15 protein-coding genes are annotated in these 20,859 nt (G+C 38.7%); 9 read left to right on the forward strand and 6 right to left on the reverse strand.

The window, feature by feature from the left end; all coding sequences use genetic code 11:
* Positions 1 to 342 precede the first annotated feature (342 nt).
* Positions 343 to 1,590, forward strand: a complete 1,248-nt coding sequence (locus tag FJR11_RS08120; RefSeq protein ID WP_168503201.1) for a DUF4912 domain-containing protein — start codon at positions 343 to 345, stop codon at positions 1,588 to 1,590.
* An 81-nt stretch (positions 1,591 to 1,671) separates the two neighbouring features.
* Positions 1,672 to 2,598 (forward strand): phosphodiester glycosidase family protein, encoded by a 927-nt coding sequence (locus FJR11_RS08125; protein WP_168503202.1) that lies wholly within the window; start codon positions 1,672 to 1,674, stop codon positions 2,596 to 2,598.
* Positions 2,599 to 2,698: 100 nt separating this feature from the next.
* On the opposite strand, the gene FJR11_RS08130 is transcribed toward FJR11_RS08125, so the two are convergent.
* Positions 2,699 to 3,226 carry a cytochrome b gene (locus tag FJR11_RS08130; RefSeq protein ID WP_254444714.1) on the reverse strand — a complete coding sequence of 176 codons (528 nt, stop codon included), beginning with the start codon at positions 3,224 to 3,226 and terminating at the stop codon, positions 2,699 to 2,701.
* A 246-nt stretch (positions 3,227 to 3,472) separates the two neighbouring features.
* On the opposite strand from FJR11_RS08130, the gene glp reads away from it, so the two are divergent.
* The gene (gene glp, locus FJR11_RS08135; protein ID WP_168503204.1) at positions 3,473 to 4,699 is read left to right on the forward strand and encodes a gephyrin-like molybdotransferase Glp; all 1,227 of its coding nucleotides are present in this window, start codon (positions 3,473 to 3,475) and stop codon (positions 4,697 to 4,699) included.
* A 112-nt stretch (positions 4,700 to 4,811) separates the two neighbouring features.
* Complete coding sequence (locus tag FJR11_RS08140) at positions 4,812 to 5,345, forward strand: hypothetical protein (RefSeq protein ID WP_168503205.1); 534 nt, start codon at positions 4,812 to 4,814, stop codon at positions 5,343 to 5,345.
* A gap of 92 nt (positions 5,346 to 5,437) precedes the next feature.
* Here the strand turns inward: FJR11_RS08140 and FJR11_RS08145 are convergent, their stop codons facing one another.
* Complete coding sequence (locus FJR11_RS08145) at positions 5,438 to 6,832, reverse strand: 1-acyl-sn-glycerol-3-phosphate acyltransferase (protein ID WP_168503206.1); 1,395 nt, start codon at positions 6,830 to 6,832, stop codon at positions 5,438 to 5,440.
* Between the two features lie 118 nt (positions 6,833 to 6,950).
* Here FJR11_RS08145 and FJR11_RS08150 point away from each other — a divergent pair, with 118 nt between their 5' ends.
* Together FJR11_RS08150 and FJR11_RS08155 are read left to right on the forward strand one after the other, a co-directional pair.
* Positions 6,951 to 8,759, forward strand: a complete 1,809-nt coding sequence (locus FJR11_RS08150; RefSeq protein ID WP_168503207.1) for a proline--tRNA ligase — start codon at positions 6,951 to 6,953, stop codon at positions 8,757 to 8,759.
* Between the two features lie 439 nt (positions 8,760 to 9,198).
* The gene (locus FJR11_RS08155; RefSeq protein WP_168503208.1) at positions 9,199 to 9,810 is read left to right on the forward strand and encodes a GerMN domain-containing protein; all 612 of its coding nucleotides are present in this window, start codon (positions 9,199 to 9,201) and stop codon (positions 9,808 to 9,810) included.
* Positions 9,811 to 9,950: 140 nt separating this feature from the next.
* Here the strand turns inward: FJR11_RS08155 and accB are convergent, their stop codons facing one another.
* Positions 9,951 to 10,475 (reverse strand): acetyl-CoA carboxylase biotin carboxyl carrier protein, encoded by a 525-nt coding sequence (accB, locus tag FJR11_RS08165; RefSeq protein WP_168503210.1) that lies wholly within the window; start codon positions 10,473 to 10,475, stop codon positions 9,951 to 9,953.
* Between the two features lie 186 nt (positions 10,476 to 10,661).
* Positions 10,662 to 11,219, reverse strand: a complete 558-nt coding sequence (gene efp / locus FJR11_RS08170; protein ID WP_168503211.1) for an elongation factor P — start codon at positions 11,217 to 11,219, stop codon at positions 10,662 to 10,664.
* Here efp and FJR11_RS08175 point away from each other — a divergent pair.
* A complete protein-coding gene (locus tag FJR11_RS08175; protein ID WP_168503212.1) occupies positions 11,218 to 11,484 on the forward strand; it encodes a hypothetical protein in 267 nt (88 codons plus the stop codon). The genes efp and FJR11_RS08175 overlap by 2 nt on opposite strands.
* Positions 11,485 to 11,536: 52 nt before the next feature.
* Positions 11,537 to 12,643, forward strand: a complete 1,107-nt coding sequence (locus FJR11_RS08180) for a peptidylprolyl isomerase (protein WP_168503213.1) — start codon at positions 11,537 to 11,539, stop codon at positions 12,641 to 12,643.
* A 418-nt stretch (positions 12,644 to 13,061) separates the two neighbouring features.
* Here FJR11_RS08180 and FJR11_RS08185 read toward each other — a convergent pair whose 3' ends face one another.
* Positions 13,062 to 16,550, reverse strand: coding sequence for a class I SAM-dependent DNA methyltransferase (locus tag FJR11_RS08185; RefSeq protein WP_168503214.1), 3,489 nt, complete (start codon positions 16,548 to 16,550; stop codon positions 13,062 to 13,064).
* 614 nt (positions 16,551 to 17,164) lie between these two features.
* Complete coding sequence (locus FJR11_RS08190) at positions 17,165 to 19,906, reverse strand: efflux RND transporter permease subunit (protein ID WP_168503215.1); 2,742 nt, start codon at positions 19,904 to 19,906, stop codon at positions 17,165 to 17,167.
* 219 nt (positions 19,907 to 20,125) lie between these two features.
* On the opposite strand from FJR11_RS08190, the gene FJR11_RS08195 reads away from it, so the two are divergent.
* The gene (locus FJR11_RS08195; protein WP_168503216.1) at positions 20,126 to 20,827 is read left to right on the forward strand and encodes a phosphorylase; all 702 of its coding nucleotides are present in this window, start codon (positions 20,126 to 20,128) and stop codon (positions 20,825 to 20,827) included.
* The last annotated feature ends 32 nt before the right edge of the window (positions 20,828 to 20,859 follow it).

The following is a 20,859-nucleotide window of genomic DNA, read 5'->3' on the forward strand; positions in this document are numbered from 1 at the left end:
CTGAGATCACTATGTTAAGGTTTCATGACAAAATGATCCCCGCAGGGCTGATAACTACGTGAAACAGAGTAAAACCTATCTTTAGACCCCTTGATCCCTAGATAGTTTTACTGGTTAATATTTACTTAACAACTCTTTGCAATATCCAAGAAATGCAAAATAAAGGCATAACTAGGAATTAGAAGGGTTGGTATCTTAATAAAAAAACGCACAGTAAACAAATTTAACACTGGGGCAAAACCAGGGGTCAGGAATAAAAAAATCTGGGTAGATGAAATATCATCAAACTCTTTTTAACCCGGAAAAAATAATTTACCTTGTAAACTACTGGAGGCCAAATTAATGGCAAAAGAACGCCCACCGCTAGAAGAGATGACATTACGGCAATTACGCAAAGTTGCCAGCGAATACTGTATATCTCGTTATAGCAGAATGCGGAAATCGCAGCTATTAGCATCAATTGAAGACGTTCAGCGTAGTAAGTTCTCGCTCAGTTCATCCCCTAATCTGGAGGCACAAGAAACCGTGGAAGCAGCAAAATTTGAGTTAGGTCAAGAAGATCGCACTGGTGGTTCTCTCGCTGATGTTGATGAAGCACTAGCCGATTTACCCGCAGGTTATGGTGACAGCCGGATAGTTTTGTTACCTCGTGATCCTCAATGGGCTTACACTTACTGGGATATTCCTAACGACCATAAAGAAGCACTGCGTCGTCAAGGTGGACAGACTCTAGCACTACGGATTTATGATGTCACCGACATTGATATAGATTATCAAAGTCCCCACAGTATCCAAGAATACCCTGCTGATGAACTAGCGAGAGAATGGTACTTGCCAATTCCCGTGAGCGATCGTGATTATGTGATAGATGTCGGTTATCGCACCGCTGATGGTGGTTGGTTAGTATTAGCGCGTTCCGCGAGAGTGCATATTCCCCCTGTATATCCTTCCGACTGGATTGAAGATGTCTTCATCACAGTAGATTTTGAAGAAGACCTCCGCGGTAAAACCTTCTATGAATTAGTTCCCCCATCGAAGAAATTACCAACTGCTGCTTCTGCTGGTGGTAGCAACCCCATTTACGAAGAAATCTTTGGTATGGCAGAATCTGCCGAAGCTCAACGGGTTGCAGGTTCTATCTTCGGTTCTATGCAGCACGTCCCCGGTTCTGCTGCTCCAGAACAAGCTCTCAGTTCCTACGTTTTCCCATCTGGGGTAGGTATGTGGGCTGTTCCTAACGTATCTGGTTTAACGATGTCCGGTGTGGGAATGTCTGGTGTCGGCTTCTCCGCTTCCGCTGTTCCTGTGCGTCCTCGCAAGTTCTGGTTAGTTGCTGATGCTGAATTGATTGTTTACGGTGCAACTGAACCTGATGCAAATGTTACTATTGGTGGTCGTCCCATTAAACTCAATTCCGATGGTACATTCCGCTTCCAAATGTCCTTCCAAGATGGTTTAATTGACTATCCAATTCTAGCGGTTGCCGCTGATGGTGAGCAAACCCGTTCTATTCACATGAAGTTTGAGCGGGAAACACCTTCTCGTCATACTAACACCAAAGATGAAGCTGTCCTGGAATGGATGGTATAACTTCTGTATCTGAAGATTAATCATAACTGCAATTGTTAATTTTACCCGCTATAGTATTCCTGTAGCGGGTTTTTATATTTTATGTTTACCAAAAAATTCATTTTTCTATCTTTGTTAACGATAACGACAACTGTAATATCTGGTTGTCAGGATGTGATAGCTAATTCAGCAACAAAACAGTCTACTAATTGTCCTGGCAAAAATCCTCAATTTAGTATTGAGTTTTTTAAGACTAATAATAAGGGTGAAAGATATTCTAAAGGTATCAATCATGTAATTATTTTTAATCCCCAATCTCCAGAGTTAGATTTTAAAGTAAATGTGGGTTTAGCTCATCGGATTTATGCTAAAGATGCTAGGGGAAGATTTCGTAGAGAATATGTACCCAAACAATTTGGAGAAATTATCAGAGATGGTAATTCTCAATTAAATGGTAAATCACCAATTGCAGCGATTAATGCTGACTATATAGATCCAAAAAATCAACCCCAAGGTTTAAATATTTCTCGCGGGGTTGAGTATTCAGGAGCATTTAAAAATAGACGTTCTTCCTTTGGAATATCAGGGGGAAATCCTCAACAACGAAAAGCAACTATGGGGACTGGAAGCAGAGGTGCAAATATTCTGAATTATAATATGGTGGGAGGTAATGGTAGATTTTATAATCAAGGACAATTTAAGGATATTTGCAAAGCGTTAGGAGAATTTGCTTGTAAAGGTGCTACTAATCGTTCTTTAGTTGCGATTACCAGTAAAGGTTATGTGATTCTGTTAGTAAATGATGTGAAAGCTAATTCTAGTATTCAGTTTTCTGCTAATAATAAGGAATTACTCCCCAATCAGTTTGATGATGTGTTAACAGGAATTGCTAAAAATAACTGTCTGGGGACAATTAAAGAAGGGATGTTATTTGATGGGGGAATGTCTCCAGGGTTGTTTTATAATAATAAAGTCTATGTGGAGAATTTCGGACCCATTGGTTCGGTATTTTTGATTTATAAAAAGTGAACGTGTTTTGTAGAAATCTAAAAAAGAATAGGGAAATTTAAGCTGACAATATTTTGGAAACAAAGACTTTTTCAACAAACCCTATGTAGATTACTTTATATTATTCACTGGATAAGTTATTATCGAACTTGATGATTTTCATGAATTTACGCCAGAGCGATCGCACTACTTTTTTTTGTTGAATTGTGTGGAGAATAATAAAAGCCAAAAATGTATAGGCTAACCAAAAATGCAAATTTCTGCCAATATCAACCATTTCTGAATTTTGCGGGAAAATATCTGGTAAAACAATGCCAAAAAAACTCACATTATTACTTTTATATGAGTTAGAAAGCAAGAAACCAGCAACAGGAACAGCCCACATAAAAATATATAAACTGCTATGTAGAGCAACAGTTTTAAACCATTCTGGAGTCAACTTAGGAAATTTTTTAGTATATTTTCGCCACCAAACACGCAACAATACTAAAATTCGCCAAGTGAGTACAGCCATCACTAAAACAGCCATTGATTTATGAAAATCATAAAGGGAAGAACGAATAAAAACTTCCCTTGGCAACCTGGCCATAAATGTTCCAGTTGCGAACAATATTATATAACCAACTGACATCCACCAATGGATTGACATTAGATGCTTAAAAGCAGAATTTTGCCTAGATTTAGGAGGTGTATGAGCTGAAAGCATATATTATAATGATTGATGAAATTATCTAATAATAAAGTCTTGTAAATTTAGTTTAGCAAAGATTTAAGTCAAATGACAATTGATAATTGACAACTAACAACGCTTACTAACCCAGATTCGAGACTATTCTGATCTCCTTCTAATTCTTCTTCCTGACTCCTAGCCCTAACGAAAAGAAGCCTATTCACTATGTTATCAGTCAAAGATGCAGAAACTATTATTTTTACTGCTGTCCAATCATTAAATCAAGAACGTGATATTGAAGTTGTTGATTTATTAACAGCTTCACACCGCATTTTAGCAACTCCAGTAATTAGTTCTTTAGATTTTCCTCACTGGGATAATTCCGCAATGGATGGTTTTGCAGTGCGTTATCAAGATGTGCAAAATTCAAATCCTGAAAATCCGACAATTTTAGAAATTGTCGAAGAGATTCCCGCAGGATATCAACCCCAAATTACTATTAAACCAGGACAAGCAGCCAGGATTTTCACCGGTGCAATTATGCCAAAAGGTGCAGATACTGTAGTTATGCAGGAAAAAACTAATTTACAGGAAAACCGAGTTTCTATCTTTGCGACACCACAACCCCAAGAATTTGTTAGACATCAAGGAGACTTTTATCAAGCAGGAAAAGAACTTTTACCCGCAGGAATTAGCCTCAATGCAGCGGAAATTGCGATTTTAGCCGCAGCACAATTACCTAAAATCAGTGTTTTCCGTCGTCCACGGGTGGCAATTTTTTCCAGTGGTGATGAATTAGTAACACCAGAACAAACCCTAAAATCTGGACAAATAGTAGATTCTAACCAATATGCTTTAGCAGCTTTGGTAAAAGAATTAGGTGCAGAAGTGTTAATGTTAGGAATTGTTAAAGATGATCAAACTGCTTTAACAGAGACTATAAATTATGCCATTAATCATGCGGATATAGTTCTTTCTTCTGGTGGAGTTTCTGTCGGTGATTATGATTATATTGATAAAATCTTAGCATCACTGGGGGCAAAAATTCATTTTCGCGCCGTGCAAATGCGTCCAGGAAAACCTTTAACATTTGCCACATTTCCCAATTCCTTTTATTTTGGTTTACCAGGAAATCCCGTTGCTGCATTAGTCACATTTTGGAGATTTGTGCAACCAACAATCAAAAAACTTTCAGGAATGAATACAGGTTGGGAAGCAAAATTTATCAAAGTGAAATCCCATTCTGAATTAAAATCTAACGGAAAAATGGAAACTTATATTTGGGGTAACTTAAATTTAAATGATGGTATTTATGAATTTCAGCAAACAAGTGGTAATTTAAATTCTGGGAACTTAATTAACTTAGCCCAAACTAATGCTTTAGCAGTTTTACCAGTAGGGAAAACCTTAGTTTCTCCAGGAGAAGAAACTTTAGTTATGCAAATGGGATAACCTACTTTCCTTTATTAACAGTAAATTCTCATTCAGACAACAAGGAAACAATATAATATTAGCCACCGTCAATAATAATTGATCATCTTTGTATTTTGCCTCAAAAGAAACCATGAAAACCATCATCATCTTAACCACAATTATATCTTTAGGTAGTGTAATTACTCTCAAATCTATGCCTGCTATTGCTAATCCCAGCCAGCAACACCATCAAACTAACAAGAGGAATAAACTGGAACCTGTAGTAATTCCTAATAATCAATTACCAACACCTTTAACTAAAGGAATGGTATTTAGAGAAATCGCTAGTGGAGGAATAACAGGCAGAACTTATCAAACAGTGTTACTAGATGATGGTAGACTTTTAGGAGTATTAATAGGAGATGCTAACGACTCACAGCGTAGCGTGAAAAAAGTTTCTCCACAACAAGTTAAACAATTTGAACGATTACTAAACCAAACAAAATTTGAAAAATTCAACAAATTGAGTTTCCCAGCACCTCAAGGTTCAGCAGATTATATTACCTATACCCTAACTAGTCAAACAGTCACAAACCAATATAATGACATCTCAGAAAATCAACTACCAAAGGAACTATATAGAGTTGTCGAAGCATGGAACAAATTAAAAAATAGCGCGGAATAAATAACCCAAATCCTCAACTTCTAAAATTGAGGATTGAAATCACACTCTTAATTTCTCTCTGTGCCTCTGCGCCTCTGCGTGAGAAAAAAAAATTATCCCTTATCCACCAAACCCTCCAAAACCTGTTGTAAATCATTCGTCAACTCAGCCACAGATTGTCTAGCAGCAACCCGACTACTTTTATAAACCGGATAACGTTCAGAAACAGAAATTGGTTCACCCACAGTCATCTTCACCTGCTGCTTACCCAATTGTGGACGATTTACAGGAATATTTCCCTTAATTTTATTCACCATATCCCATAAAAGTAAAGTCATTTCTGCAAATCTTTCCACCGTTGGTTTTTCGCGGATATAAACACCAGAAACAGCCACAAAACTCTCAACTAACCTCATGTGCCACATCCGAAAATATGCTTCCTCAGCAATTCTATCTCCCAAACTTTTCTCAATGGGTGATAATGATTTAAGATCCTTAAAATCTTCCCTAAATATATAATTCCACCCCGCTTGTTCTACCCGTCTACATCTATCATTCCAATTGCCTCTAGATGGTAAATCAAAATATTGTTCAGCAATGAACAAGGCTACATTCATGACAGCTTGTAACCGATAAGCTAAAGCATCATTTCTATCAGTAATTTCCCCATTAGTAATCTTTTTATCTGGCAATTTTTGATGATAAAATTTAGTGTAAAATTGCTCCATTACCGATAATAAATGTTCAGCCAAACTTAATAATCGAGGATAAAGTGCAGCCAAAGAAGTCTCAGTTTTCTCCTGATTTACAGATAAACCACTAGCTGCTTCTAAATCAGTTAACAAATTTGCTATATTGTCCCAAGGCTCATTTACATAACTATATTTAATTCCAATTGGTAAAATTAGAACTTCCTCATTTCTTCCCGCTTTTTGTAAATCTTCCGCACACCAAAAACCCATCTGTGCGATACCCGGTTCTAAGGGACTGATTATCTCTGATAAACCATTTGTAGCCCCTTCTGGCGCAGCAGCCATGGGAAACTGACCATTAATATACAAATCCCGTGCGGAACGCAACCCAGTCCAGTCAGCTTTACCGCGTTGAATCGGAGTTCCTCCCAAATGGGAAATTACCCAACCCACATGAGAACCAGCCCAGAGAGGAATTCCCCGATCATAGATAAAATGAGCATGAAGCGGATATTCTAGCTGTGTACCCCCAACTCGTGCTACTTTAGGCAAGATTTGGGACAGTAAATAAGTTAAACAAAGAGGGTCTGCTGTTTGAGGATGACGAAACGCCAACATAAACCGGATTTTACCATCCTGAAACCGCTGATAACAATCTGCCAAAGTTTCAACGTTGTCTGCTTCAATGTCGCTAATAGGTGTTTTCCACCGAATCCAGTCAGGTAGTACAAAATGTACTAATTTTAACAATAAAGGGTTAAAAGCCGGGGGAATAAATTCTAAAGGTGGTTGTGCTTGATACATTGCTTCAGACAAGGTAGTTATCTCCTCAAGTTATAGCAGGTGACAGGTGACAGAAAAATGCTTATAAGTCTTTCTGTAGCTGGGGTTAATCTTTCCTGATTTGAAAAGTTAGTAAGTAAAGGTAAAAAGAATGCGATTATCACAAATGTTATTTGTTACACTGCGGGATGATCCGGCTGATGCGGAAATCCCTAGCCATAAATTGTTACTCCGTGCCGGATATATCCGTCGCATTGGTAGTGGGATTTATGCTTATCTTCCCCTAATGTGGCGGGTTTTGCAAAAGGTTTCCCAAATTGTGCGGGAAGAAATGAACGCTACCGGCGCACAAGAATGTTTATTACCGCAGTTACAACCTTCTGAATTATGGCAGGAATCGGGACGCTGGGATACATACACTAAAGCTGAGGGGATTATGTTTTCTTTGGTTGATAGAAGGGAACAACAATTGGGACTTGGCCCAACTCATGAGGAAGTAATTACCACTGTTGCCCGTGATATGATTCGTTCATATCGTCAATTACCTGTACATTTATATCAACTACAAACTAAGTTTCGTGATGAAATTCGTCCCCGGTTCGGTTTAATGCGCGGACGAGAATTTATTATGAAAGATGGTTATTCTTTCCATGCTGATGAAGAAAGTTTGAAAAAAACTTACCAGGATATGTACACTGCTTATAGTAATATGTTGCGGCGTTCTGGTTTGGCTTTTCGGGCTGTGGAAGCTGATTCTGGTGCTATTGGTGGTTCTGGTTCGACAGAATTTATGGTGTTAGCAGATGCGGGAGAAGATGAAGTTCTCTATACTGAAGATGGTAAATATGCAGCAAATGTAGAAAAAGCAGTTTCTTTACCAGCAGCAGCGGAAACTTCACCTTTTACAACTTACGAAAAACGGGAAACTCCGGGAACTGATACAATTGAAAAACTTTGCAATTTCTTGAAATGTTCTCCAACTCAAATTGTCAAAAACGTTTTATATCAAACTGTTTATGATAATGGGTTAACGGTTTTGGTGTTGATCAATATTCGCTCAGATCAGGAAATTAATGAAGTTAAATTACAAAATGAATTAACTAAATTAGCTCCTCAATTTGGTGCTAAAACTATTCTGACTTTAACTGTACCAAATGCCGAAGCTCAAGAAACATGGCAAGCTAAATCTTTACCTTTAGGTTATATCGCACCGGATCTTAGTGATGATTATATTGCTGGCAGTAAACAGGTAAATTCTCAATTTGTGCGTTTACTAGATCAAACTGCTGTGGAATTAAAGAACTTTGTTACTGGTGCAAATGAAAGTGGTTTTCACGTAGTTGGTGCAAATTGGGGTGAGCAATTTAAGCTACCCACATTAACCGTAGATATTCGTAAAGCAAAATTAGGCGATCGCTCTCTGCACAACCCAGAACAAACCCTACAAACAGCTAGAGGAATCGAAGCTGGTCACATCTTCCAACTGGGAACAAAATACTCTGAAGCGATGGGTGCAACTTATACCAACGAACAAGGGGAAGAAAAGCCTTTAGTTATGGGTTGCTATGGTGTGGGTGTGTCTCGGTTAGCACAATCAGCCGTAGAGCAATCCTATGATAAAGATGGGATAATTTGGCCAGTAGCGATCGCACCATATCACGCCATTATCACAATTCCTAACATTAAAGATGCCCAACAAATCGCCGTCGCCGAAAAACTTTACACAGAACTCAATAAAGCGGGTGTAGAAACATTATTAGATGACCGAGATGAACGAGCAGGTGTTAAATTTAAAGATGCAGATTTAATCGGTATTCCTTTTAGAATAGTCACCGGACGAGCAATTGCAAATGGTCAAGTGGAAGTAGTAAAACGCGCAAATCGTGAATCTCAAGAAATTGCCATTGAGGAAGTTGTGAATACATTGCAACAATGGGTTAAAGACGCAATAACAGGGTAGAATTAAACTCTTGTGGGGTGGGCATACTATGGCTCAGTACAAGTCATGCCCGCCATTAATCCAAGATAAAAATAAAGAATAGGTATTGAATTCTGAAAATCCTGATTCAAAACATATAGATATGCAAATATCAAGTTGTGTATATTAACTATACTTCATATACCGTAAATTAACTGATGTTTGCTGCTAACTGATTTGTATACCATATTTCACTCAATTGCAATTTAAAAGTTTTTTCAAGAAACCATGAGATTTAGATAAAGACAAAAGTGACGGACTGGAAAAGATAACTCTACAATTGAAGTGAGCAGGGGCAAGATTAGCAATAGCAGTTTATGTACAAATCAAAGCCAAAGATTTGAATCAGGGATATAACCTTATAAACAGGCTACTTATCTTACAAATACTATTTCCATCCTAAATCCAGTAGGTTTTATATATGAATGACCAACAAAGAACTAACGGTATTTCTTCCGGTGCGGTAGCAGCTATTTCCGCAGCAGTAGTAGCGGTAAGCGGTGGAATAGCCTGGTTTTCTTCCCAAACTCCCAATCCTCCCACACCTAGCAACTCCTCACAAATCATTAAACAGCCAATTAAGCAATCAACAACCCAACAAGGGAACGAACAGACTGCTAGTATATATTGGCTCAGATCCAAGGAAAATCGCCTAGATTTAGTTCCCCAACCTTTTAAAGTTGCTGCTACCCAACCCAACCAAGTTTTAGAAGCAGCATTTAAAACATTATTAGCAGGGCCAAGTGAAGGAACAGACTCTACCACCATTCCCCAAGGTACTCAACTATTGGGAGTAAAAGCCGAAAATAATGATGTTCATGTTAATTTATCGGAAAACTTTACCACTGGTGGCGGTAGCACTTCCATGATGGGACGGATTGGACAAGTTGTATACACTGCTACTAGTTTAAACCCTAAAGCCAAAGTATATATTGAAGTCAATGGGAAAACCTTAGAGGTTTTAGGCGGTGAAGGCGTGGAATTAGAACAGCCACTCACCCGCGAAAGTTTTCAGAAAAATTATCCGCTTTAGTAATTGGTGATTGGTAATTGGTAATTGGTGATTGGTGATTGGTGATTGGTGATTGGTGATTGGTGATTGGTAATTGGTAATTACTCTTGTCTGTTCCCTGTTCCCTGTTCCCTGTTCCCTGTCACCTATCACCTGTTTACTTAATCGGGGTTAATTCTCATCAAAGGTTGGCCATATTCCACTGGTTCGCCATTTTGAACTAAAATTTCCATTACCTGTCCAGAGACTTCGGCTTCAATTTCGTTCATCAGCTTCATTGCTTCAATGATACAGACACTTTGACCAGCTTTGACGCGATCACCTACTTCCACAAAGGATGCTTCTCCCGGTGCTGGAGCGCGGTAAAAAGTCCCCACCATTGGTGATGGTACGTCAACCAATTTTTGATTAATTGGTGAAGAAGAATGAGTAGATTGTACTACCGAATTATCTGCAACTTTATTTGTCACACCCCCCTCAGACATTGAAGTTGGTAACGCTGTAGATACTAACTGGGTTACACCAGCGCTCACCACACCACCAACCGTCCCTGGGGCATTATTGTTAAAACTGACAGCTTTCCGTACTGTTAACTCAAATTCATTGTTTTTGAGTGTAACTTCCGCAATATCTGTTTGGGCAATAGTTACCAATAGCTGACGGATTTCATTAAAGTCTAATGTCACAATTATTTTACCTCGACCTAACCGTTAAATTAAAATTCTAAGTAAGGCAGGGATTTAATCCCTCTATAAAAAAGGGATTGAAATCATTATTACCAAGTTGAAATTTTGGACTTCGACTTCGCTCAGTTGAACGATTTTGAATTTTAGTCCTCACTATTTCAAGTTGGTATCAAAAAAATAGGAAAATTATTCCCTGCCTAAATACTTGTCTTCTCTGGTATCAATCTTTATCCGTTCCCCTTGGGCAATAAACAAAGGAACCATGATAGTTGCACCAGTTTCTAGAGTTGCTGGTTTAGTACCACCTGTAGCAGTATCACCTTTGACACCAGGATCTGTTTGCACAATTTCCAAAACTACAGAGTTAGGTAGTTCTACTTCCAGCACCTGTTCGCCCCAGCGAATCACGTTCACTTCCATACCTTCTTTAAGGTACTTGACGCGATCGCCAATTTGCGCTGTAGTTAATCTACCTTCTTCATAGGTCTCCATATCCATAAAGATAAACTCATCGCCTTCTTTATAGGTATGTTGCATCGTCAGTTTTTCCAAAGTTGCCTGGGGAAGGCTTTCCCCAGCCCGGAAAGTTTTTTCCAACTGTTTCCCAGTTTGGACATTTTTTAATGTTGTCCGCACAAAAGCAGAACCCTTGCCTGGCTTAACGTGAAGAAAATCTATCACGCGCCAGACCGAACCATCTAATACAATTGAAACACCAGGTCGAAAGTCGTTACTAGAGATCATGAAACTTTCAAATTTTGCAAGACAATCGGCATTTATTGTACCCTTCCCGCGCCATAAGTTGTTAATTGTCAGTGGTCAGTTGTTCGTTGTCAGTGGTCAGTGGTCAGGAAAGAGGCAAAAGGTAATAGGCAATAAATATAAATATTCTCTATGCCCCCAGTTCCCAGTCCCCAGTCCCCAGTCCCCAGTCCCCAGTCCCCAGTCCCCAGTCCCCAGTCCCCAGTCCCCAGTTCCCAGTCCCCAGTCCCCCAATGTGGGAAGATAATCAATGAATTAGTTCCAGTCAACACTTTGATGTAACAAGAAAAAGAAATTCCATGTTGAACTTATTAAATTCCTGGGTTAAGAACAGCCTAAAGGTAATATTGCTATTAACAATATTTTTAGGCGTGAATACAGTTGGGTGGACTCCCGTTAGTAACGCCGGTTTACCAGCGGGAAACGCAATTACCGATGGTAAGGCTTTGTTACGTTATGCACTCCCCATAGATAATCAACCTGTACGTAAACTGCAAGCCAGTTTAGAGGATATTTCTAACCAACTGCGGGCAAATAAGCGATGGGGCGCAGTTAATAATGACCTCAAGCAAGCATCGCGGATACTCGATAAACCTTCCCAAATATTAGCAAGCGTTCCGGAAGAACGCCAACCTCAAGCTGAAGCTTGGATGACTGAATTGAAATCTGGCATCACAGAACTGCAAGAAGTAGTTAAAACTAAACAAAAAGAACCTATTCTTGACGGAAGAGCCAAATTACTGGATCTTGTCAGTTTGTTAGAAGAATCAATGGTGACGGAATTCCCCTTTGAAGTCCCTGCTGAATACAGTAATTTACCCCAACTCAAAGGACGGGCTACCATTGCTTTTAAAACTAATAAAGGCGATCTTACTGTAGTTGTTGACGGCTATAGCGCCCCTGTCACTGCGGGTAATTTCGTTGATTTAGTACAAAGAGGTTTTTATAACGGTTTAGAATTCACCCGTTCGGAAGAATCTTACTTTTTACAAACCGGAGATCCTGTTGGTAAAGAAGTTGGTTTTATTGATCCTCAAACTGGCAAATATCGCGCTGTTCCTTTGGAAATTTTAGTCCAAGGAGAAAAAGAACCAACCTATGGCATCACTCTCGAAGAAGCTGGGCGTTATTTAGATATGCCAGTTTTACCGTTTTCGTCTTTTGGTGCTTTAGTTATGGCACGTCCTGAAGGTGAAGCTAATGGTGGTTCTTCCCAAGTTTTCTTTTTCCTTTTTGAACCAGAACTTACCCCCGCTGGACGGAATCTTTTAGATGGTCGTTATTCTGTGTTTGGTTATCTCACCCAAGGTAGAGAGATTTTAGATAAACTCAAAGCTGGTGACAAAATTGAATCCGCAACCGTTGTTCAAGGCGTAGAAAATTTAGTTCAGCCTCAAGCAGCATAATCAATTTTGGGTTTTAGATTGATCAATCTAAAATCCAAAATAGCCGCAAACAGTAAGAAGCCTCACTTGTCACCCGATAGGGGAAGGTAATTAATAAGTTTAAATTATTAATTTATTATTTTTAATAAGTTTTTTTGAAAAAATTTTTTATTTTCAGGGTTCAGGTCGGGTTTCTTGTGGTAATATAGTTATATAAATATAATCGAGCATGAGTAAAATTTTATCAAAGGTACACATTCCCATTATCAGGATATCACGCCGAGGGGCTAAAGTCAATCGGTTAAACCCGAAAAAAAGAATTTTTTTTAAATTTTTTAAATTTTTTTGAATTTGAGAACGCCCAATCAGGATTCAGACAAAGGAATTATAGCACAAAGGAACATCCTTTAATCCTATAAATCCTGATTCTGACATTTTCCTATATTTCCACATATTGCCAGCGTTTGGTTGCTTCTGTTTCTCGACAGATTAAAATCCCAAACCATTCTAATCTCTCTACATTTTCAGCAATGGCATTTTTGTATCTACCACCATTTTTAAATTGAGCCGCAATTTGTTCCACTGTCCACTCTCTGGTATTGGTGCGAAGTAAGTCGCGGATAGCTGCAAGTTGATCTTTTGGTTCTTTGGGAAATGTTTTTTGTTCCGTGGGAATAATCACGGTTTCTTCTGCTTCCATTACTTCCGTTAGCACTTGTTGGGTAACTTCATTTGGTGCTTGATATTCGGGACGCAACCAGCGAATTGTTCCGTTACGTTCTTCTTCTGCACGTTCAGCATTGAGAGCAACTAATCGTTCTAAAATTATTTCTTCAATTTCGGCTTTTGTTTTTTGATGATCTTTTAAATCGTGCCATTCATAAGCATCAAAAACGGCATTATCTAATTCATCATGAATTTGTTTGAGGGTGGAAACTAAGGCTTTATTATTATATGTTTTATCTGTTTCGGTAAATGTTTCACCTTTGCGGAGTTTTTCTAGCAGGTTATACATTCCGGTAATTGTGATTTCGGGATATTGTGTTTGCACTCGTTTACGGTGGGAATCTAATCTTTCTCCTAATTCTCGAATTTTCTGTTTTTGTTCTGGTGTAGGATTTGGGAAGGGGAAAGGATCAAAACAAACAGAGTTATTATAGCGAGGTGTATTTCCTCCTAAATCTCCACCTGCTGCTAATGACCAAACAATATGAATATAACTGGACAAAACACCGAGAAAGTAAGAATCGTCAATTGCGATCATAATCACTTCACTTTCAGTTATGAAATCTGCTGGAAGAAAAATGAAAAATCTATGCTTTGCTGTTCTTGGAGTTGCAATATATTTATTTAGATTATTAAGTGCTGGTCTAAAAGTAGCTCTAGCTTCCCCATAAATCCACCAGCTATCACGAGACGATTTTCGTCTATTTACATCTCTTTCTGGTTTAACTCTTTCATAAATCCATTGATAAATAACTGGATAAATATCTTGAACTTGCTTAATAGAAAGTCCCCAAAGATCAATTGTAAATAAACCTCTATTCTTATCAGTAATATCTTTGCCACTGATAAATCTTTTAATTACTGATAACTGATTATTATTGTCTTTGCTGTAGCCTAAAAATTGGGCTTGTTCTTGTGTGAGAAGAAAACCTGCTCCTCTCATTTCCATTCCTCTACAAGCAAGTTTTGAATTTGCTTTTAGCTTGTTAGTACCTGCGACATCTGCTCCAGATTGGAGATTACTGAAAATTTTCTCTACATTTTTCCACTGAATATTAATTTTATCTGCCGAATGTTCCGGGGTTATTCCTTCTTCATGCGAGACTAAAGTACCAATTTTAGGAATATGTAAAAGTCTTTGAGAATTAATTGATTCAGCACCAGTCATAGCAGCGGTAACTCCTGCATCTCCATCAGTCCAAGGATGATCAGGAATTGCTAAAATTAACCGAATAGGATTTTTGTGATTTAGATAAAAATCAATTATCTTTCTTTGTCGAACTTGTTGAATTGTATTAGTTGAGATAAAAGCAAACTTATCAACTTTATCATCTTGGGCTAACTGTGCTGCTTTATGCCACCAATACATGACGAAATCTACAGTATCAGGAACATCTGGATAAACTTCACGCAATGTTTCTGTATATCCATCTCCTAATCTATCCCTCATTCGTGCATTTCCAATAAAAGGAGGATTAGAAACAATATAATCTGCATTTGTCCATGTAGCAGGACGAGGATTAAGATAACGATAAATAGGAATTTGATCACTCGGATCTGGAACATCTTCACCCGTCACAGGATGCTTGATCATTTTTCCACCCCAGCGAGTTTTTACCTGACCCGTTTTAGCATCAATATCTAACTCTTTCCCATCATAATCTAACACCGCATCACGAAATTCAATATTATGAAAATCCTGTAAAATCGGTTCTGGTGGTGGTGTACTGCCATAGCGTTTAAAATGCCATTGTAAATAACCAATCCAAATTACTAACTCTGCAATAGCAGCCGCTCTAGGATTAATTTCAATCCCTAAAAATTGCGACGGGTTTACCTGTTTTCTCCCAGCTAAACGCGGATCAAATTCCTCTAATAAATTCGTTGTCACCTTTCCCAAAACATCCAGCAAGCGCATTTGTACTTCCTGTTCCAATGTTTTCAGTAAGTCTAACGTCACATACAAAAAGTTACCCGAACCACAAGCCGGATCAAGAATGCGAAGTTGTTGTAATTTATCTAAAAATCCCCTAATTTCACTTTCCGCTTTTTCTATTTGTGCTTTTGTCGGTTTTTGCTGTTTTTCTTTCAGAGTTAAAAACCGATCAACTTCCGATTCAACTAATAACCATTCTTCCCGTAAAGGTTCTATGACTACTGGACGCACCAACCGCTCAACATAGGATCTGGGTGTGTAATGCGCTCCTAAACTTTTGCGTTCTTTACTATCTAAAGCTCGTTCTAATAATGTCCCAAAAATCGCCGGTTCTACCTCTGTCCAATCTTTATCTGCGGCTTCATATAGCACTTCTAACTGTTCTTTAGGTAAATCAAAAGCTGTTGCATCTTTAAAAAAGCTGCCATTAAATTGGGGAATTTCATCAAAGTTAAATTCTCCCCCAGTATTCATGACTTTCCAAAGTTTTTCAATCTGGGTTTTAAATGTTTTTGGTTCAACCAACCAACGCTCTTTTAAGGCTTTAGTAAAAACTTCTCCTTTCAATAATTTCACATCTTCTGCAAACATGGTAAAAATGCAGCGCATGAGGAAATTGGCAACTTCTTGGGGTTGGTGTCCTTGTTGTTCTAACCACCGCGCTAATTTAGCTAAAGTATCCGCTACTTCTCTTGTTACCCGCGCTCGATATTTTTCTGGGTTGAGACTTTGAGGATCATTAAATATCGCAACAAAACGATTAAATACTTTTTGATCTAAAAGCTGATCAAGATCAATTTTTTCCCGCGCACCATAACCGCCGTAATTACCACTAAAACTTACCCAAAATTCAAAATGTGAGCCAATATCACAGGTAATTAGAAATGGGGGTTTACTTGGTAGAAAGGGTGTATAACTTTGAGCTTGATAAAAAGCCTTTTCCATTGCTATATCATAGGTTTTTGTCCCTCGTTTAGCAGTACCGCGTTTATTTGCATTTCCCCCTTGTTTAGCTTCAATTAAAAAATGTCCTTCTTTATAGAAGTCTGCAAAGTTGGTAGTGACTCCATCTTTGTTAAATATCTTGATGTCTTTATCAAAACAATAGCGATCGCCTGTTATACTTCCTTTAGGTGCTGGACGTTCTACCGCCAACGCATCACAAAGTTCTAAAAAGAAACCCTGATAATTTGCTCTTTCGTTACCCTGCGAACCTTTCCACTTTTTGAGAAATATTTCGACTCGTTGACGATCTTCACTTTTCATGGCAACCTGGAATATTAATTACTGTCAAAATCAGGATTTTACAGGATTTGAGGATTTACAGGATATAGCAAAAAACTGAGCTTTTACCCAATTCATAAGTTTAAATTATTAAATCTTGAAACTTTAATAAGTTTTTCTTCAAAAAAAATTCTTTTTTTTGGGGGTTGCGGTCGGTTTGGATGTGGTAATATAAGTATATTAATATAATGGAGCATCGGTAAAAATTTTATCGAGGCATATATTCCCATTATCAATATATCACTTCAAGCGGAAAAAGTCAACGGGGTTGAACCCAAAAAAAGAAATTTTTTTTCAAAATTTAATTTTTTTTTAATTTTGATGTCCTGATAAATTGAAGGGACTAAAATCCTGTAAATCCTCAAATCGTGGACATCCTGATTCTGACAAAAAAATTATAACACAAACCAACATCCTGTAAATCCTGATTATGACGATATCAGATCCCCGACTTCTTTAAATAATCGAGGATCTAATAAGTAGGTAGGTGTTGAAAATTGTCGTTATGACAAGGCAGAAGGCAGAAGGGAAGATCGTTTTGGGAAACTTTACTTTCCGTTACATATTTCGATTTTTTTGCACTGTTCTACTTACTATTACCTATTACCTGTCACCTTCTTTCTGGGAAACCAATCATCTAAAATGGCATAGAATACCGGGACAACAAATAAACTGAGAATAGTCGAACTGACCAAACCACCAGCAATAGATACAGCCATAGGCGATCGCAATTCCGAACCCGCACCTAAACCCAAAGCAATAGGAACCATGCCCAAAATCGTCGCTGCTGTAGTCATCATAATGGGGCGCAAACGCACAGGGCCAGCCTGGAGAATTGCCTCAGTTTTTTCCATTCCCGTATCTCGTAACTGATTAATGTAATCCACAATTAAGATCGCATTTTTGTTAGTAATCCCCAACAAAAATACAAAACCAATTAAAGATATCATCCCAAAATCACTCTTTGTAAATAGCAGTGCCAGCAACGCCCCAACAACTGCTAAAGGTAAAGAAAGACCAATAACTATGGGATCTACCCAACTTTTAAACAACCAAATCAGCACCACAATAATACAAAGTGCTGATAATCCCAAAGTTGTGCCAAAACTCCCAAAAACCTCATTTTGACGGGCAGAATCTCCCCCTAAATTCAAAGAAACACCAGCCGGCATCACAGCTTTAGCTTCAGCTACAACTTTATCAGTTGCATCACCTAAAGTTAAATTTTGACTCAGGTTAGCACCGATATAAACTACTCGCTGATTATTCAAACGTTCTATTTGCAAAATCGCATCTTGTTGATGAGACACACCTGTAATAGTCACATCAGCAAAACCAGATATTTTCTCAATTCGAGCTTTTACGGCTTTAGCCGCTGTTGTCAAAGCCTGAAGATCATTACCTTGCAAAGCTATTTGTAGAGGTTTTTGCCCACCAGTGTCTACAAATTGAATATCTTCTACACTTGTAGTTACACCTGTCAATTTTGGTAAAGCAGCGCGGAGTTGGTCTTGTACTTCCGCCGTTTTCAGTTCTCGCTCTGCTTTGAGCTTAACGTACAGCGTACCCTTGTTTGGCTCACCTTCACGAGAACCCACAGTAGTAAACACCGTAGCCACTGCGGGGGACTTTCTGACTACTTCTTCCAGTTTCTTAGCAACATCCAAAGAATCGTTTAAAGGATTAGGAATGGAAATAGAAGATGATGAAGCCGCTAAAGCCGCAGCAGACAAAGACAAATTTCCTAATTTATCTTGTTGTCCCGCTTGTCCTGCCTGTCCTCCTGGTTGTCCTAGTCCTCCTGTCCTTCCTTGTGCAAGATCCCCAGGAAGACTAGGTAAAGGAGCAGTATAGACAATATTAAATTCTCCTCGGTCAAGTTTGGGAATAAACCCTTTGGGAATTAGGGGAATCAGGGCAATACCAGCAATTAAACTACCTACAGCTAACCCCACAACTATCAAGCGGTGCTTCAATGACCAATCTAACAAGTTACGGTAAGCTTGGTCAAAGTTTAGCCAAATTCGACCTTGCTTCTGGGGAGAACTAGATGGTTTAGCTTTGAGCCAGTAAATGGCTAAGACTGGGGATAAAGTCCGGGCCACGCACATAGATGTCAGCATGGCAGCAGAAACGGTAATCCCAAAGGGTTTAAAAAACTGACCAATGACTCCACCCATCAAACCGATGGGTAAAAATACCGCTACTGCTGTTAAAGTAGCTGCGGTGACAGTTAAACCAATTTCATTAGTGGCTATCAAAGCGGCTTCGTAGGGAGTTTTCCCTTCGTCAATATGCCGCATGATGTTTTCTACATCAACTATGGCATCATCAACGATTGAGCCAATGACCAAAGCTAAAGCTAACAGGGTAATAGTTTCTAAGTTAAAGCCATATATTGCCATCACAATAAATGTGCCTAACAAAGATGTGGGAATGGCTAAAGCCGAAATCAGGGTGGCTTGCCAATTCCATAAAAAAGGAAAAATTACAACTACCGATAGAATGATTGCTTCGATCAGGGCATCTATGGTGGAATGGGTAGCATTGCGAATATATTCGGCTTGGGTAGCAGCTAAGGTGATAGTGACATCTTTTAAGCTCGACCTTAGCTGTTGTACCTCTTCTTCTACTCGACTGACAACTTCTAAGGTATTAGCATCACCTTTTTTAATTACCTGAAAAGCTAAAGCCTCTTTACCATTAAACCTGACTAAAGTCCCGGCTGGGGGTAGTCCATTAGTTGCTGTGGGTGGTGCTGCATTGTTACCATCCCCTAATAGAGAGACTTTGAGAACTCCTGGTAATTTAGCGATCGCTGGCACAATTTTATCTTTTACCAGTTGCCGTAAATTATCAATTTTCCCAGAAGAACTTTCAATTGCGTAGCTAACAGCCGCTGATTCGTTCAGATTCAAAGGGATGATTTTTTTATTTGTATCCTTGGGTAAATTTAATTGATTGACTATTTTGGAAATTTGGTTAGTCGCAGTTTCTAAATTTGTCCCCACAACAAATGAGGAAACTACCGCAGTTTGACCAGGATAGGTTGATGAACGAATATCCTCAAGTCCTGCCAGGGATTTTAGACTTTCTTCCAGTGGTTTAGTGAGTTTTTCTTCTGTTTCTAGGGCAGATGTCAAGGGGGCTTGGGCATTTATTACCACTACGGGAAAGGTGATATCTGGAAATAAAGCATATTTAAGGGAACTGAAGGCCAGGACACCAGCTACCGCTACACCTATCCAAAAACACACCGTCAACCAAGAAAACTTAATCGCTAATTTGGAAATATTGAAGCTTTCGCGTGCAGATTGTGAGTTATTGGTTTGTACCATCTGATAAAATTATCTTAGTCATTGTTCGTTAGTCATTAGTCATCGGTGTTCAGTGAGCTTAGTCGAACTGTCTTTTGATAACTGACAACTGACAGGTTAGTATAGAACTTCTAGGATAACAATGGTTATTGCTAATTTAGCTGACAAGGTTTGAATATATTCTCGCTATTGAGCTATTTTATCTATTTAAAAGAGATAATTTCCTAATTTACCATTCTCATGTCAACTTTGATCTTAGTCCCCCAGGGAGCAGAATATCAAGCCGTCTGTCGCGGATTAAGTCGCGTTACCAGTTCCCCAGCCAAAGTATTAGCCATACCAATGGGAATTGAACCAGTACGGCAATATTTACAAAAATTAACCGACATCGGTGAGCATCGCATTTTGATGATGGGTTTATGTGGTAGCTTGAGCCAAAAATATCAAGTTGGCGATCTTGTTTTATATCAAAATTGCCTTTATCAAGGAAATCTGCAAGAATGTGATAGTTCGTTCACCGCAGATATACATAATCAACTTGGGGATCATGTATCTTTAGTCAAGGGCTTAACGAGTGATTGCGTTGTATGTAGAGCCACAGAAAAAAGCCATTTACATCAAGAATTTGGGACTGACGTTGTAGATATGGAAGGATACGCCCTGCTAGAATTTTTCCAGCAATCTGCAAACAGACAAGTAGCCATACTGCGAGTAGTCAGCGATGATGCTCACCATGATATTCCCGATATTGCATCAGCTATGAGTGAGGACGGTTCATTAAAACCTTTACCCTTAGCTTGGGAGTTAATCTGTCAACCCTTAGCAGCGACTCGACTAATTACTGGTTCATTAAAAGGACTGAAAGCTTTAACAGCAGTCACTGAATTATTGTTTACTCCTTACAGCAGGAGTCAGGAGTCAGGAGTCAGGAGTCAGGAGTAAAACTGGCTTGGTTTATAGGTTTCAATTTAGAT

The organism is Anabaena sp. UHCC 0187 (assembly GCF_009712035.1).
Taxonomy (GTDB): Bacteria; Cyanobacteriota; Cyanobacteriia; order Cyanobacteriales; family Nostocaceae; genus Dolichospermum.

Bases quoted from the DNA above. Each gene is read 5' to 3' on its own strand.
- FJR11_RS08120 (WP_168503201.1), top strand. From the start codon at position 343: ATGGCAAAAGAACGCCCACCGCTAGAAGAGATGACATTACGGCAATTA.
- FJR11_RS08125 (WP_168503202.1), top strand. From the start codon at position 1,672: ATGTTTACCAAAAAATTCATTTTTCTATCTTTGTTAACGATAACGACA.
- FJR11_RS08130 (WP_254444714.1), bottom strand. From the start codon at position 3,226: ATGTCAATCCATTGGTGGATGTCAGTTGGTTATATAATATTGTTCGCA.
- glp (WP_168503204.1), top strand. From the start codon at position 3,473: ATGTTATCAGTCAAAGATGCAGAAACTATTATTTTTACTGCTGTCCAA.
- FJR11_RS08140 (WP_168503205.1), top strand. From the start codon at position 4,812: ATGAAAACCATCATCATCTTAACCACAATTATATCTTTAGGTAGTGTA.
- FJR11_RS08150 (WP_168503207.1), top strand. From the start codon at position 6,951: ATGCGATTATCACAAATGTTATTTGTTACACTGCGGGATGATCCGGCT.
- FJR11_RS08155 (WP_168503208.1), top strand. From the start codon at position 9,199: ATGAATGACCAACAAAGAACTAACGGTATTTCTTCCGGTGCGGTAGCA.
- FJR11_RS08175 (WP_168503212.1), top strand. From the start codon at position 11,218: ATGAAACTTTCAAATTTTGCAAGACAATCGGCATTTATTGTACCCTTC.
- efp (WP_168503211.1), bottom strand. From the start codon at position 11,219: ATGATCTCTAGTAACGACTTTCGACCTGGTGTTTCAATTGTATTAGAT.
- FJR11_RS08180 (WP_168503213.1), top strand. From the start codon at position 11,537: ATGTTGAACTTATTAAATTCCTGGGTTAAGAACAGCCTAAAGGTAATA.
- FJR11_RS08185 (WP_168503214.1), bottom strand. From the start codon at position 16,550: ATGAAAAGTGAAGATCGTCAACGAGTCGAAATATTTCTCAAAAAGTGG.
- FJR11_RS08190 (WP_168503215.1), bottom strand. From the start codon at position 19,906: ATGGTACAAACCAATAACTCACAATCTGCACGCGAAAGCTTCAATATT.
- FJR11_RS08195 (WP_168503216.1), top strand. From the start codon at position 20,126: ATGTCAACTTTGATCTTAGTCCCCCAGGGAGCAGAATATCAAGCCGTC.